Origin of the sequence: Chitinophaga sp. W2I13 (assembly GCF_050434005.1) — a bacterium.
Taxonomy (GTDB): Bacteria; Bacteroidota; Bacteroidia; order Chitinophagales; family Chitinophagaceae; genus Chitinophaga.
Genome location: NZ_JBNPWD010000001.1, coordinates 4944271 through 4957823, shown reverse-complemented (window position 1 = coordinate 4957823; position 13553 = coordinate 4944271). Strand labels below are relative to the sequence as shown.

13 protein-coding genes are annotated in these 13553 nt (G+C 46.3%); 10 read left to right on the top strand and 3 right to left on the bottom strand.

The features are described 5' to 3' along the window. Positions 1–10 precede the first annotated feature (10 nt). Positions 11–1144 (bottom strand): terpene synthase family protein, encoded by a 1134-nt coding sequence (locus tag QFZ48_RS20530; protein ID WP_429063393.1) that lies wholly within the window; start codon positions 1142–1144, stop codon positions 11–13. 242 nt (positions 1145–1386) lie between these two features. Between QFZ48_RS20530 and QFZ48_RS20525 the strand changes: the two genes are divergently transcribed. From QFZ48_RS20525 to QFZ48_RS20505, 5 genes are all read left to right on the top strand, one after another. Continuing rightward, positions 1387–1962 carry a histidine phosphatase family protein gene (locus tag QFZ48_RS20525; protein WP_370907800.1) on the top strand — a complete coding sequence of 192 codons (576 nt, stop codon included), beginning with the start codon at positions 1387–1389 and terminating at the stop codon, positions 1960–1962. A 17-nt stretch (positions 1963–1979) separates the two neighbouring features. Further along, positions 1980–2696 carry a response regulator transcription factor gene (locus QFZ48_RS20520; RefSeq protein ID WP_429050232.1) on the top strand — a complete coding sequence of 239 codons (717 nt, stop codon included), beginning with the start codon at positions 1980–1982 and terminating at the stop codon, positions 2694–2696. Beyond that, a complete protein-coding gene (locus QFZ48_RS20515; protein ID WP_429050233.1) occupies positions 2680–4038 on the top strand; it encodes a sensor histidine kinase in 1359 nt (452 codons plus the stop codon). Before QFZ48_RS20520 ends, QFZ48_RS20515 begins: the two co-directional genes overlap by 17 nt. A 110-nt stretch (positions 4039–4148) precedes the next feature. Further along, positions 4149–4634 carry a hypothetical protein gene (locus QFZ48_RS20510; RefSeq protein ID WP_370907803.1) on the top strand — a complete coding sequence of 162 codons (486 nt, stop codon included), beginning with the start codon at positions 4149–4151 and terminating at the stop codon, positions 4632–4634. A gap of 12 nt (positions 4635–4646) precedes the next feature. Then, on the top strand, positions 4647–5561 hold the full coding sequence (locus tag QFZ48_RS20505; RefSeq protein WP_429050234.1) for a bestrophin family protein: 915 nt from the start codon (positions 4647–4649) through the stop codon (positions 5559–5561). A gap of 89 nt (positions 5562–5650) precedes the next feature. On the opposite strand, the gene QFZ48_RS20500 is transcribed toward QFZ48_RS20505, so the two are convergent. Beyond that, positions 5651–6337: a tetratricopeptide repeat protein gene (locus tag QFZ48_RS20500; protein WP_429063392.1), complete on the bottom strand. Its 687-nt coding sequence runs from the start codon at positions 6335–6337 to the stop codon at positions 5651–5653. Positions 6338–6493: 156 nt separating this feature from the next. On the opposite strand from QFZ48_RS20500, the gene QFZ48_RS20495 reads away from it, so the two are divergent. The 5 genes from QFZ48_RS20495 to QFZ48_RS20475 all read left to right on the top strand — a co-directional run bounded on the left by QFZ48_RS20495 (position 6494) and on the right by QFZ48_RS20475 (position 12882). Then, entirely contained in the window at positions 6494–7162 is a 669-nt protein-coding gene (locus tag QFZ48_RS20495) for a TIGR02117 family protein (RefSeq protein WP_429065515.1), read from the top strand. 33 nt (positions 7163–7195) lie between these two features. Next, positions 7196–8044, top strand: a complete 849-nt coding sequence (locus QFZ48_RS20490; RefSeq protein ID WP_429063391.1) for an AraC family transcriptional regulator — start codon at positions 7196–7198, stop codon at positions 8042–8044. Between the two features lie 79 nt (positions 8045–8123). Further along, positions 8124–9032, top strand: coding sequence for an AEC family transporter (locus tag QFZ48_RS20485; protein ID WP_429063390.1), 909 nt, complete (start codon positions 8124–8126; stop codon positions 9030–9032). Between the two features lie 168 nt (positions 9033–9200). After that, a complete protein-coding gene (locus tag QFZ48_RS20480) occupies positions 9201–10718 on the top strand; it encodes a glycoside hydrolase family 43 protein (RefSeq protein ID WP_429063389.1) in 1518 nt (505 codons plus the stop codon). Positions 10719–10734: 16 nt separating this feature from the next. Then, positions 10735–12882 (top strand): GH92 family glycosyl hydrolase, encoded by a 2148-nt coding sequence (locus tag QFZ48_RS20475; RefSeq protein WP_429063388.1) that lies wholly within the window; start codon positions 10735–10737, stop codon positions 12880–12882. Positions 12883–12940: 58 nt separating this feature from the next. Here QFZ48_RS20475 and QFZ48_RS20470 read toward each other — a convergent pair whose 3' ends face one another. Next, on the bottom strand, positions 12941–13549 hold the full coding sequence (locus tag QFZ48_RS20470) for a sugar O-acetyltransferase (protein ID WP_429050243.1): 609 nt from the start codon (positions 13547–13549) through the stop codon (positions 12941–12943). Between the last annotated feature and the right edge of the window lie 4 nt (positions 13550–13553).

The following is a 13553-nucleotide window of genomic DNA, read 5'->3' as shown; positions in this document are numbered from 1 at the left end:
TTTAATGCGTTTAAACTGCCTCAGCAATAGCTGGCACTAATTGCGTTTCCTTCCAGATAGAATTTGGCCGTTTATAACGTTTGGTATAAATCTGCCACACCCAACTGGCTTGTACACATCGTTCCAAACCTGCAATATGTGCATCCAACTTATCTACCATTTCTGAGTTGGCAGGTAATTGCTGATAACTCCTGTTCCTCACCCTGTTCACCAGCAATCCAAATTCCAATAGCAGTTGTTGTACAATGGTGGCAGCCTTGATAATAATTTCCTCCAGTGGAAGACCGGGGTCATTTAATGCCAGGATCATCAGCAGATTCGAATCTGAACTATTGTCGATCACCTCTTTCTCAAAAGAAAAAAGATCATTCATCAAACAGCCAATAGCAGCCGTAACATACTGCAGGCGCTGCATATCAGTTTTAAGACCTGCTGCTTCCATCCATTTCCAGTCAAGAAACTGTCCGTCGCTATACTCTATCAGCTGGATGGTATGATGCATCCCGGAAATATGCCCCCTCATGTCAATATATTCTTCCACGGTAGGAATATGCCCAAGGGAATGGGTGTTGCAATCCAGGTGCGTTACATCAATATGATAGTTGTACATTTTTCTAAATTCCCTGAACCAATGAGCCGGCGAAGTATGGTAAATATCCAGCAGCATTTCTGCGTTCGCCATTTCCACGCCATGGGCTTCCGGCACGTTTTCAAAAGGATAATCCATGCTTCCGATACGTTGCCTGACCGCATTGCTGTGTTCCTGTTCATTGACACTCAGGTGGGTGAAAACCTCGCGCCCCATTGTATCATTCAGAAAAAAATCTACAGTACAGTTCTTAAGAATATTATTCATGCGGTACAAATTGGCGGTAGGGAACAGGTATATGGCGCAAGTGACATAATGCTCCGCATTTTCATGCCAGATACCATACCGCTCGCAAAATTCCTGGGCTCCCCGTTTAAGCTGACGGGAATATGGGTGAGGCCTGAATGACTGGCAAAATTCATCCAGTCTGAATTCCTCCTGGTTAAATAATTGAAATAAAGAAAAAGGTGCTACACCCTCCCTCATCATAACAGCATATTCTTTTTGCATTTTTTGCATACTGGCATGAGCCAGCATCTGAACATTGTGTTTCATAAATGTTAATTTTTGAGTAAGAAATAAGGAAACTGTATTAATTGGATCCGGTTATAGGGCATGTTGATATCACAGGAATAAACAGCCAGGGATGAAAGTAGTATTGGGCGACACTCCGAACAAATATATTATACTTTTAATATACAAAAACCCGCTGAATTCTATCTGCGCCGGGAATTTTAACTATTAACCCCGAGGCCTTTTATATATATTTGTCCCCCGGAATGATTAAAAGACCCAATATGACCCAGATCGCTATTATCCGTCACGGTACCACTTCCTGGAATAAAGCTGGCAAACTGCAAGGCCATTCAGACATCCCGCTGGATGAAGAAGGCATCACGCAGGCCCTGAAACTGGGACAACGGCTCGCCGGCGAAACCTGGGACCTCATTTATTCCAGTCACCTGCTCCGCGCCCGGCAAACAGCGGCCATCATTGCACAAGAGCTTAACCTGGATAGTGTAATTGAAGATAAACGTATCGGGGAAGCCGGCGGCGGCCTCATTGAAGGTACTACTGAGGAAGAACGCATCCTCCGGTGGGGTCCAAGCTGGAAACTGATGGACCTCGGCATGGAAAGCAATGAGTCTGTAGTAACTAGAGGCCTCTCCTTTATGCAGGACCTCCTCTCTGAAAATACCGGTAAAAAAATACTGCTGGTAAGTCATGGCAGCTTTATCCGGCAAATGCTGGATGCCCTCCTGCCACAAATGCATCCTACCCCCGCCATGAAAAATACTTCCATCACAAGGCTCCAGTTCTCCGACGAAAACTGGAACTGCGAACTGTTTAATTGCGTGAGCCACCTCGAATAGAATTATATTTGTTGTTCATGAAACTATTACTGATAGAAGATGAACCTGCTGTAGTATCTGTTATTACCCGCGGCCTCTCGGAAGCAGGCTACGAAGTAAGCGTGGCCCCCGATGGTACCAGCGGACTACAAATGGCGCTCAATAACCCATCATTCCGGCTGATTATACTGGATGTAATGCTGCCCGGTATGAACGGCATAGAAGTATGCCGCTCCCTCCGCAACGCAAAGCTGGAAGTGCCCATACTCATGCTCACCGCCCTGGGGACAACAGAAAATATTGTAATGGGCCTCGACAGCGGCGCCGACGATTACCTGGTGAAACCATTTAAACTACAGGAACTGGAAGCCCGCATCCGCAGCCTTATGCGGAGAAAAGCGCCCGTAGATACACCCGTTCCCGTTACCTCCCCCGCTGTACTCAGCATGGCCGACCTGGAACTGGATACCGACACCAAATCCGCCAGCAGGAACGGAAGAAATATCCAGCTCACCGCCACAGAATACCGGCTGCTGGAATATTTACTGAAAAATCCGAGGAAAGTACTGTCCAGGCTGGAAATACTGGAACAGGTATGGGGCATCGACTTTAATATGAACACCAAAGTGGTGGATGTTTATATCAACTATCTCCGGAAAAAAATTAATAAATATAACCCTACAGAACTGATACATACCGTAGTGGGACTGGGTTATATGATCAAAGAAAATAAGGCCGATGAAGATACGCACTAAGATATTGCTGTTGTTTGCCGGATTAACGATTTCTACCATCCTCGTGATGACCGGACTGGTGTATTATTTTGCCAACCAGCACTCGTTCGAAGACTTCTACAAACGCCTGGAAATACGCGCCTATCTTACTGCAAAAGCTACCCTGCCCTATTACGAATCCGACTCGGTGATCTACAACGAAATCCGGGAAGAACACCTCGAAAAACTGCCTGCTGAAAAAGAATATTTCCTGCAGGTAGCCAGCGATGGTACCGTTCATAAAGATGAACAACTCACCCTCCCCAACTCCTTCTACGAACAGGTACACCGCGAAAGCAAAGCCACCTACCGAGAAGGCGACCGCTTCTATGAAGGGGTGTTGTATAAAAGCAAACAGGGATTGTATATCGTGATCGTATCCGCTATTAATCAATACAGCGTGGAATACCTGGGCTGGCTGCGCAAAATCCTCATCATCTGCGCCGTGGCCTCCAGCGTCATCCTGGTAGGCGCCGGAATTTTCTTCTCCAGGTATATTCTAAAACCCATCCGGCACATGATGCTGCAGGTAAAAAGCATCAGTTCCCGTAACCTGCACCTGCGGCTAAATGTAGACGACAGTGGCGATGAGATCAACGACCTGGCCAATACCTTCAACAATATGCTGGACCGGCTGGAAACTGCCTTTGAAACACAAAATAACTTTGTCAGCAACGCTTCTCATGAACTGAGCACCCCGCTCACCGCTATTATCGGTGAGGCAGAACTGGCGCTTAATAAGGACCGTACCCAGGATAAATATGTGTACTCCCTGAAAAATATCCTTCATGAAGCAGGGCGACTGGAACATATCACCAAAAGCCTGCTGCACCTCGCCCAAACCGGCTTTGATGGCAAGAAACAGGAATGGGGACAGATCCGCAGCGATGAACTGTTGTTCACCGTAAAAAACACGATCGATAAACTGCACCCCGGTAATAAAGTGGAAATAGATTACAGCCTGTTCCCCGAAGAAGAAGAAAAATTAATCATCCCCGGCAACGAACAACTGCTGGAACTGGCACTCAGCAACATTGTGATGAATGCTGTGAAATATTCCAACAACGAACCGGTGTCCATTGCACTCGCCGCCACAGAAAAGAAAAATATTATTATCGTGAAAGACCAGGGCATCGGCATTCCCCCGGAGGATCTGCCATATATCTTCTCTCCCTTCTTCCGCGCCTCTAATACCGGCCGTTTCAAAGGATATGGTATCGGCCTGCCATTAGCCATGAATATTATCCGGATGCATAAAGGAGACATCATTGTAAACAGCCGTGTAAACCACGGAACCGAGATCAGGGTTGAACTCCCACTGTAGCGACTGCTTTTCTTACCAAATTCTTACCACATTCTTACTATCTTTTAACGCTGCTCTTACTGGTTACTTATTTCACAACAATAATTTTGTTGTTATAAAAGCTACCAGATATGAAAAATATACTCATACCCACAGATTTCTCTATCCGCTCACTCAGTTATGTCCATAACATTGTAGCGCAACACCCAGGCGAGCAGGTAAACATCATATTAATGCACGCACTGGAAATGCCGGACTCTTTGTTTGACCTGATGACTTACACCCGCAACAGCAGGCATCTGGAACTCATCTCGTCCGACTTCCAGGATGGGTGTGAAATAATCCGTAACAAATATTCATCTGCCATTAACCAGTTGAAGATTGAATTCTTCCATGGCAACACCCGTGCGGCATTACGCAATTTCCTGCTGGCCCAAAACATCGACCTGATCATTCAACCTGCCGATCATGAATTTAATGCGCCTTCCAAAAGAAGCTATGATCCGCAGAAACTGATCAGCAAATGCAATTATCCAAAGATGAAAATTCAACTCCAGAAACGGAAATATGTGGCAGACAAGTCTACCATCTCAGCACTATTGCTGGCAACAGAATAAAAAAGCAAGGTTATGTTACTGAAAAATAATATCCCCTTAAATTATGTTTTTGGTAAGATAAAGATAGAGATCCTGCTGGTAACCGTTTATTCGCTGGCTATTAATATTCTTTACTACCAATATGATTTCACCAACCTGGTTATTCCTATAGCTGTACCAATGGTGCTGGGAACGGTGTTGTCATTATTACTCGCATTCCGCTCCAACCAGGCTTACGACCGCTGGTGGGAAGCCAGAACCATATGGGGCGCGATTGTAAATGATTCACGCTCACTGACAAGACAGGTACTAAGCCTGATGGATACTACGTATCAATCGGACGACCTCACGCTTTTCCAGGAGCGCTTTATAAAGCGACAGGCAGCATGGTGCTATAGTTTGGGACAATCGTTACGTAAGACTGATCCGCTCAAAGGTGTAGACAGATTATTATCAAGAAGGGAATTAAACTATGTGATGAGATATGATAATGTGCCGGCTGCCTTGTTGCTTTTACATGCAAAAGACCTGAAACATGCAATGGAACAGGGTTGGATAAACCAATACCAGCAAATTGCCCTGGACCAGACGCTGACCAGGCTCTGCGACGCAATGGGTAAATGTGAACGTATTAAAAATACCGTGTTTCCGGCTACCTACAGTCTTTACACCCATTTCACCGTGATCTTCTTTATACTGTTATTGCCGTTTGCCTTAATAGATGTCCTCGGCTTTATGGAAATACCACTCGTGGTAGCCATTGCGTCATCGTTCCTGCTGATCGAAAAAATGGCGATCAACCTGCAGGATCCGTTTGAAAATAAACCTACAGATACACCGGTAACTACCATTGCCCGGAAAATTGAAAAAGATCTCCGGCAGATGTTGCACGAACAGGACAACACACCGGAAGAGCAGGAGGAAACACCCGCTTACTACGTACTTTAAAACTGATTTGTGTTTAAGGTGCCCTCTCCTAAAGGGCCGTAATTTATAGCGTTAAGACAAAGGCTCCGGTATCCACCGGAGCCTTTTCTTTATAATGTAGCCAATTCTTTTTTTGATAACCATACCCACTTGCGGATCGTTCGCCTCACATAGCGGGGATGCAGATCTATTTCCTGTCCCGTTTTTTGAAATTGTGCCCGTGCTTCGCTTGTCCGGCCCTGTTTCTTCAGCAGCAACCCATAATAATACATCGCCTCCAGTGAATGATGCACCCGGATTATTTTCTGGTACTCCTCTTCGGCCCTGGCGGTTTCCATTGTTTGCTCCAGCGCCCGCGCATACATCAGCTCATCTTCCGCCTTGCTCATCCGTACGCCCTTGAAAGTATTCATTTTATCAAAGCTTACAATACTTGCCGCATACTGCCCGTTCAGGAATTGAAGCCGCGCCAGTTGCAGGATAATACCAGGATCTTTGGTAAAAGTGTTGGCACACTCCTGCGTCAGCGCAATGGCTTTATCGTATTGCTTTTGCTGCGCATAAGCATCTGCCAGCTGCATTTTGTTGGTAACTGTATCGGATATACGTACCCGCTTCTCCCACTCCCGGATACGTCCGTTTGGCCATAAAGTACGTAACAGGTTCTCCCCGAAACTGCCATTGGTAATATCCGGCAATATTTCGCGGATAAAATAAACCACCACGCCTATCACCGGGATAAACAGGATAAAAAATAACCACTCCCTGCTCCTCCCCGATTTCAGCACATGCACCACACATATAATCTGCAGAATAATAACTAGATAATAATAGTCACTCCAAAATGGGAACATAGCAATATCAACAACCAGGGTTAAAAAAACTGATTCCCGGCAAAAATAATAAAATAAGCTAATTTGTAACCCTGAACTAAATGGATATTATTGAAGAAGATGTTAAAAATTACCGGTTATTCCCTTTCAGCCCTGGTGCTGCTAATCAGCATTTACCTGTTGGCCGCCTATACGCTTTCACGCATGAGCACCAACAGGGAAATAGTGTCCGATGCGGATATCGCTATTTATATCCTTACCAACGGAGTACACACCGACCTGGTATTACCGGTACGCACCGCACAAATAGACTGGAGCACACGCATCCCCTTCAGCAATACCACTGGCAAAGACACCACCGCACAATGGCTGGCCTTTGGCTGGGGCGACAAAGGCTTTTACCTGGAAACCCCTACGTGGGCTGACCTCAAAGCCAGCACCGCTTTTAAGGCAGCATTTAGTCTTAGCACCGCCGCGATCCATGCCACCTACTACCGCAACATCAGCGAAGATGAAAGTTGCCGCAGGATCATGGTGAACAAAGAGCAGTATGCACGGCTGGTTCACTACATCAGCAACAGCTTCCGCACCCCTGCCGGCGAAATGCCGGTGTACATTGCCACCAATGCCAACTACGACAGGAACGATGCCTTTTATGAAGCCAAAGGCAGCTATCATCTCTTCTATACCTGTAATACCTGGGCCAATAACGGCCTGAAAAGCTGCGGGCAAAAAGCCTGCAGGTGGACTATCTTCGATACCGGCATCTTTTATCATTACCGCAAATAAAAATGCGGGTATATTGTAAATTTGAACCGGACTATGAAAGATTTTATTCCGCGGCAGGAATTGCTGGAAACCAATCCGGTTCACCTGATCAGCATGAACCAATATGTACATGAGCTATCTACGGTAGCGCACCGGCACGATCATTACATGATCATGTGGATCACTAAAGGGCATGGCACCCAAATGATCGACGGACAGGAACACCAGATGCTGACCAACAGGGTGTTTTTCTTTCATCCCGGGCAGGTGCATAAAATGAATGATTTTGAGCGCGACGGCTGGATGCTCATCTTTGATGAACCAATCTATAAACTGTTCACCCGTTTTCATCCGCAGGAAGAATTAAACGGCATGATGCAGCAAGGCGGCCACGAACCCTTTGTGGACCTGGATGAGGACACCGCGGTACTTTATGAACATATCACCGCAATGATTCAAAAAGAGCTGTTAAAGTCGCCGAAAAACTTTCATATGCTTATTCACTTTGTATCCCTGTTGCTGCTGGCAGGAAATAAACTGCACGAACAAAAGCATACGCTGGAACTAAAAAATAAAAACAGCTCCAAACAGTTGATACGTAACCTCACCCTGCTGATTGAGCAACACTTTAAAAAAGGAAAGCCGGTTTCATTTTATGCAGATGCGCTGAACCTGCAATCCAGGAATCTCAACCGGATAGTGAAAACCAAATTAGGCTATACCGTCCACGACCTGCTGCAGGAAAGACTTCTCACGGAAAGTAAAATCCTGCTGACATCTTCCCCCCTTACTATTAAAGAGATCAGTTATAGTCTTGGTTTTGCAGATCCTTCCTATTTTAACCGCTTTTTTAAAAAGAACACCCATGTTACCCCCGCTGCCTTCAGAGCAAAAGGCGTTTAATCCGGCTGCAAAAAAGTACTATGGTACTACCAGAAAGTACAATTAACCCTTCTTTCTGATTACTAGCTTTGCTGGTATTATGATGAATTTTATAATGATAGCAGTCTGTATCACGGCTGGTATGATCATGAAGGCTGCCCGCATCATTCATCCGGATGCGCATAAAGGAATCAACACCTGGATATTATACATCGCCTTACCCGCAGTATCTTTCAAATACCTGCCCAAGGTAGTCTGGTCGCCCGCCATGATCCTGCCGGTGGTAAGCGCCGTGGTGGTGGTGGCGGGGAGCTGGTGCTTCATGCATATTTACTGCCGTCATAAACAGTATTCAAAACGCACCCGTGCTACACTGGAACTGGCAGGTGGGTACAGTAATACCTCCTTCATTGGCTTTCCGTTGATTATCGCCTATTTTGGCGAGCAATTTATAAGCATCGCTATCATCTGTGACCAGATGACGTTCCTGATCTTATCTACCTTCGGTATTATTACTGCCCTGAAAGGCGGCGCCAATAACACTTCCGTGAGCGCCCGCTTTCTCCTTAAAAAGCTCCTGACCTTTCCTCCATTCCTTGGTTGTGTGCTGGCACTTTTACTCAGCAGGTTAACCGACCTTTCTATAGCGGAGCCATTCTTCGATAAACTGGCGGCCACCGTAGCGCCGCTGGCATTATTTTCCATCGGCCTCCAGTTAAAATTTAATGGCTGGAGAAAAGAGATTTCCCAGGTATCGGTGGTGCTGTTGTACAAGCTTTTGCTGGCCCCTGCGTTGGTCCTGGTAGCAGCCCTGTTGTTTAAAGAACGGAGCGACATCGCCCGGATCAGTATTTTTGAGGCGGCGATGCCTACATTGGTCACCTCCGGCGTAATAGCCGAACAGTTCAGGCTGAACACCAGGGTGATAAACTTAATTATCGGTATCAGCATCCTGGTGGGCTTTTTGACCACTGCCGCCTGGTTTGAAATACTCACACGTTTTTTTTAACTGTCCGCCCGTTTTCAGGCATACCCAGGATAAGTTTTAACCCTACAATGAGACTTTACAAGGAAGGAATGAGATGTTTTAACGAAAAAACATCCACATAACCTTCTATTTTTGTTCCCACCGGGTTTCCAATCCACCTTATCCGGCTATCCATAAATGATCATACAGATGAGATTTAAACTTCTTGCACTGGCTATTTCCATCCTTCTGGGGGGTGTTCGTCCTTCAATGGCCCAGCAGGTGCGGGCAAACATCCCGGGCGACTTTGCAGATCCTTCCATTATCCGGAAGGGCAACAGCTTTTATGCTATCGGCACCTCCAGCGAATGGGGACCGCATTTTCCCATCTTCCGGTCAAATAACCTGCAGCAATGGGAACAAACAGGTTTCTTATTTGACAAAGCTCCCTCCTGGACCTCCTCGTCCTTCTGGGCGCCCGAATACTTCTATCACCACAATACCTATTACGTTTATTATACGGCTAAAAGAAAAACGGATGGCGTTTCCTGCATAGGCGTGGCCACCTCCGCATACCCCGATCATGGCTTCAAAGATCATGGTATCATCATCGAATACGGCAAAGAGGCAATTGACGCATTTGTGTACAACGACAACGGCCAATTATACATCACCTGGAAAGCCTACGGCCTGGATGACAGACCGATTGAGATCCTCGGAAGTAAACTCTCCGACGACGGGCTTTCGCTGACGGGCAATCCCTTCAGCCTGTTGAAAGATAATGCCCGTTCAGGCATGGAAGGACAAAGCATTATAAAAAAAGGTAACTACTATTACCTCTTTTACTCCGCAGGTAACTGTTGTGGCGTATCCTGCAGCTACCTGGTGAATGTAGCCCGCGCAACCGCTATCACCGGACCATATGAAGAAGATACCAACAATCCTGTGCTGTCTGACAATGGCGCCTGGAAATGCCCCGGACATGGCACCTTTGTAAAGGATACCGCCGGCAACGACTTCTATATCTACCATGCCTATAACAAAGCGAGCAATGTGTTTACCGGCAGGGAAGCATTAATTTCAGCATTGTCGTGGAAACCAAACCAATGGCCGGAGCTGAAGCCCGTTCCGGTAGAACCGAAAAGCAAAGAGAACATTCATCTTCATTATAACTTTGCCAAACCAACAGGGAAAATTTTCTGGCAGTGGGATTTTAGAAATATGAAGCCGGTATTCCGGCAAACAGGAGCGCAATTGCAGGTGTCGGGGTTATACAACAGCCACCATACGGCCGGCATAGCGCTCACCCTCAGGCCTTATGCAGCCGCTTATGAAATCAGTACCGCCGTATTGAATAGTAATAAGGCCAGCAAAGGATTAATTATTTATGGAGATGTATCTGCCGCTGTTGGCATTGCTGTTCGCCAGGATAAAGTGGAGTTCTGGGTAGTGAAGGATGGAAAAAGAAATGTGCTGGGCGAACAAAAAATCACGGATACCGGTAAGCCGGTACACCTGAAAATGGCGATGCTACCTGATTTTACCTGTAAGGTTTATTGGAAACAACAGGCAAACTGGGAAGAGCTTACGCCGGGTAAAACAGCATACCCTATAGGGTTTCTCCCACCGTGGGACCGCAGCCCGCGGCCGGGACTGAACTTCCAGGGCACCCCGGATGAAAATGCTGCATTCAGCTTCTTTGATATCAGGTACACCGGCGAACAATAATAATAAACACATCCGAATGAGAAAACACACGATCCATCATTTAAGCAGCTTACTGTTAATACTTTTTACTTCCTTTACAGGTAGCAGTCAAACCTATACAAAATATGTAAATACTTTCATCGGCACTGCACCCATGACGGACCCTAAAATCCTTGGCTATAAATTGCCGGACGGCTGGAGATCATGGGCCGGACTCACCTTTCCTGGCAGCTCTTTGCCCAACGCAATGGTGCAGTTAAGTCCTATGACGGAATATGGCTCCGGCGCGGGCTATGAGTATGAAGACTCCGTGATTTACGGTTTTGCCCATACCAATAAAGGTCACTGGAACCTCTGTAATATACCCGTGCTGCCGGTTTCAAATCCCGGTGAGAAATTCGGCTCTCACTTCTCCCATAAAAAGGAAAGTGCTGCACCCGGATTCTACCAGGTGTACCTGGATGATTATGATGTGAATGTAAGTCTTACTTCCACCCTAAGATGCGGATACCACCGGTATGAATATAAAAATAACACGAACCGGCAAATCCTTTTTGACCTTGCCAGGGCCAATAATAAAGTAAACGGCTGGAACATTGAGCAGGTAGGGGCTTCCGCGTTGCAGGGCTACCAGCAGGCAGGCGGCAGGATCTACTTCTATGCAGTCCTCAACACCAATATTGAGCAACTGGAAAAGAAGGAAGAAGGCAAAAGCAATGGCTTTGCCATGGTTCATTTAGCCAACGGCAGCACAGGTCCGGTGGAACTGAAAATAGGAATATCGTTTGTAAGTACGGAAAACGCCAGGGAAAACCTGGAGAAAGAAATCGGCCACAAATCTTATAATGATATCCGGAAAGAAGCTACCCAAAAGTGGGAAACGCTCCTATCGTCTATCCAGGTAAAAGGCGGCACCACCAAACAAAAGGAAATGTTGTACTCCTGCCTGTACCGCTCCTTTCTGTGGCCCGCCCTGCGCAGCGATGTAAACGGGCAGTATACTGATGCAAAACAGCAGGTGGCCAAAGCTGATTTCAACTATTATACCGAGCCTTCGTTGTGGGATACTTACCGGAATAAAGATGTGCTGCTGGGATTGATCTCCCCGCAGGTAACGCTGGATGTTATTAAATCTATGAAAGATGTGGGAGATAAAACCGGGTTTATACCTACCTTTTTTCACGGCGATCACGGCTCCTCCTCTATTGCAGGGGCTTACCTGAGAGGCATCGATGATTTCGATATCAAAGGCGCCTACCAGATACTGCTGAAAAACGCCACCGTTGAAGGCGGAGCGCGGCCATTCATCAAAGAATATATGGAAAAGGGATTCATCAGCGATCCTGATGTAACTAACCCGCACGTAGAAACGAAAGGAAAAGCAGGCGTATCCAAAACGCTGGAATACTCCTACGACGACTACTCAGTAGCGCAGATTGCCAAAAAACTCGGCGACACGGCTAACTACAACATGCTGATGGCAAGGTCAAAGAACTACAAAAACATGTTTGATCCGTCTACCCGCTTTATGAGGGGGAAACTGGAAAATGGAGAATGGATTAAAAATTTCAATCCACAGTACCCTTATTATGAATACATGTACCGCGAGGCCAACGCATGGCAGGTGTCTTTCTTTGCACCGCATGATATGCCCGGCCTGATAGCCCTGTATGGCGGCGCCAAAGGATTTGAATCCAAACTGGATTCCCTGTTTACCGTGCCCTGGAACCCCAGTTACATTGCAAGAAATGTAGAAACGATGATAGGCCAGTATTGCCACGGCAATCAGCCCGATCATGAAGCGCCGTTTGCATACTATTTTATCGGAAAACCTGAAAAATCACAAAAGATCATCGACACTATTTTAAATACTTTATACGGCATCGGCGATGAGGGACTTGCGCTTTGTGGAATGGATGATGCCGGTGAAATGTCGTCGTGGTATGTATTCAGTGCATTAGGGCTCTACACCTTTTCCGCTACCGATCCGGAATACCTTGTTACCGTTCCGCTGTTTGATGAAGTAAAGTGGAGAACCAGCAACGGCAAGTTGCTGACTATATCCAAACCGGGCAAAGGCCGGAACTTAACTGCCATTAAAGTAAATGGCAGAGAGCACAAAGGATACATTGTGCCGCACGACCTGTTTAAACAAGGAGGGAAGATAGAAATCATTACAAAGTAAGCTATTGATCATATTCCTGCCGGCCACCTGTTTTTTCCAGGTGGCCGGCAGGTTTCAGTCAATAATCCGCCACATCAAATTTCCTGTCTTTATAATAAAAGTGCCTGTCTTCTTCTGTAATGGTGCGCACCACCCGGCAGGGGTTTCCCACTGCAACAACGTTATCGGGAATATCTTTGGTAACAACACTACCCGATCCTATTACCGCATTGTTGCCGATATTAACACCGGGATTCACGACGGTATGCCCGCCAATCCACACGTTGTTGCCAATCGTGATACCGATTCCATATTCATAACCGGAGTTTCTTGAATCGGGATGTACAGGATGCCCTGCAGTGAACAGGGAAACATTGGGACCAAACATAACGTTATCGCCAATACGCACTTTTGCCACATCCAGGATCACGCAGTTATAGTTGGCTACAAAGTTATCCCCTACCTCAATATGCTTACCATAGTCGCAGTGAAATGGAGCCAGCACCAATATGTTTTTACCAGCCTTTCCAAGAATACTTCTGATGTATTGTTCTATTTTTTTGGTTTCATGCGGCGGGCATTGATTGAAGTGATAGATCTTCATTTTATTCTCCAGCTGCTCTTCTGCCAGTCCGTCCATCCATGCCTTGTAAGGCAGGCCGGCCAGCATTCTTTCTTTGTGGTTCATACTT

Bases quoted from the DNA above. Each gene is read 5' to 3' on its own strand.
- QFZ48_RS20475 (WP_429063388.1), top strand. From the start codon at position 10,735: ATGAGAAAACACACGATCCATCATTTAAGCAGCTTACTGTTAATACTT.
- QFZ48_RS20520 (WP_429050232.1), top strand. From the start codon at position 1,980: ATGAAACTATTACTGATAGAAGATGAACCTGCTGTAGTATCTGTTATT.
- QFZ48_RS20495 (WP_429065515.1), top strand. From the start codon at position 6,494: ATGTTAAAAATTACCGGTTATTCCCTTTCAGCCCTGGTGCTGCTAATC.
- QFZ48_RS20490 (WP_429063391.1), top strand. From the start codon at position 7,196: ATGAAAGATTTTATTCCGCGGCAGGAATTGCTGGAAACCAATCCGGTT.
- QFZ48_RS20480 (WP_429063389.1), top strand. From the start codon at position 9,201: ATGAGATTTAAACTTCTTGCACTGGCTATTTCCATCCTTCTGGGGGGT.
- QFZ48_RS20515 (WP_429050233.1), top strand. From the start codon at position 2,680: ATGAAGATACGCACTAAGATATTGCTGTTGTTTGCCGGATTAACGATT.
- QFZ48_RS20470 (WP_429050243.1), bottom strand. From the start codon at position 13,549: ATGAACCACAAAGAAAGAATGCTGGCCGGCCTGCCTTACAAGGCATGG.
- QFZ48_RS20505 (WP_429050234.1), top strand. From the start codon at position 4,647: ATGTTACTGAAAAATAATATCCCCTTAAATTATGTTTTTGGTAAGATA.
- QFZ48_RS20510 (WP_370907803.1), top strand. From the start codon at position 4,149: ATGAAAAATATACTCATACCCACAGATTTCTCTATCCGCTCACTCAGT.
- QFZ48_RS20530 (WP_429063393.1), bottom strand. From the start codon at position 1,144: ATGAAACACAATGTTCAGATGCTGGCTCATGCCAGTATGCAAAAAATG.
- QFZ48_RS20485 (WP_429063390.1), top strand. From the start codon at position 8,124: ATGATGAATTTTATAATGATAGCAGTCTGTATCACGGCTGGTATGATC.
- QFZ48_RS20525 (WP_370907800.1), top strand. From the start codon at position 1,387: ATGACCCAGATCGCTATTATCCGTCACGGTACCACTTCCTGGAATAAA.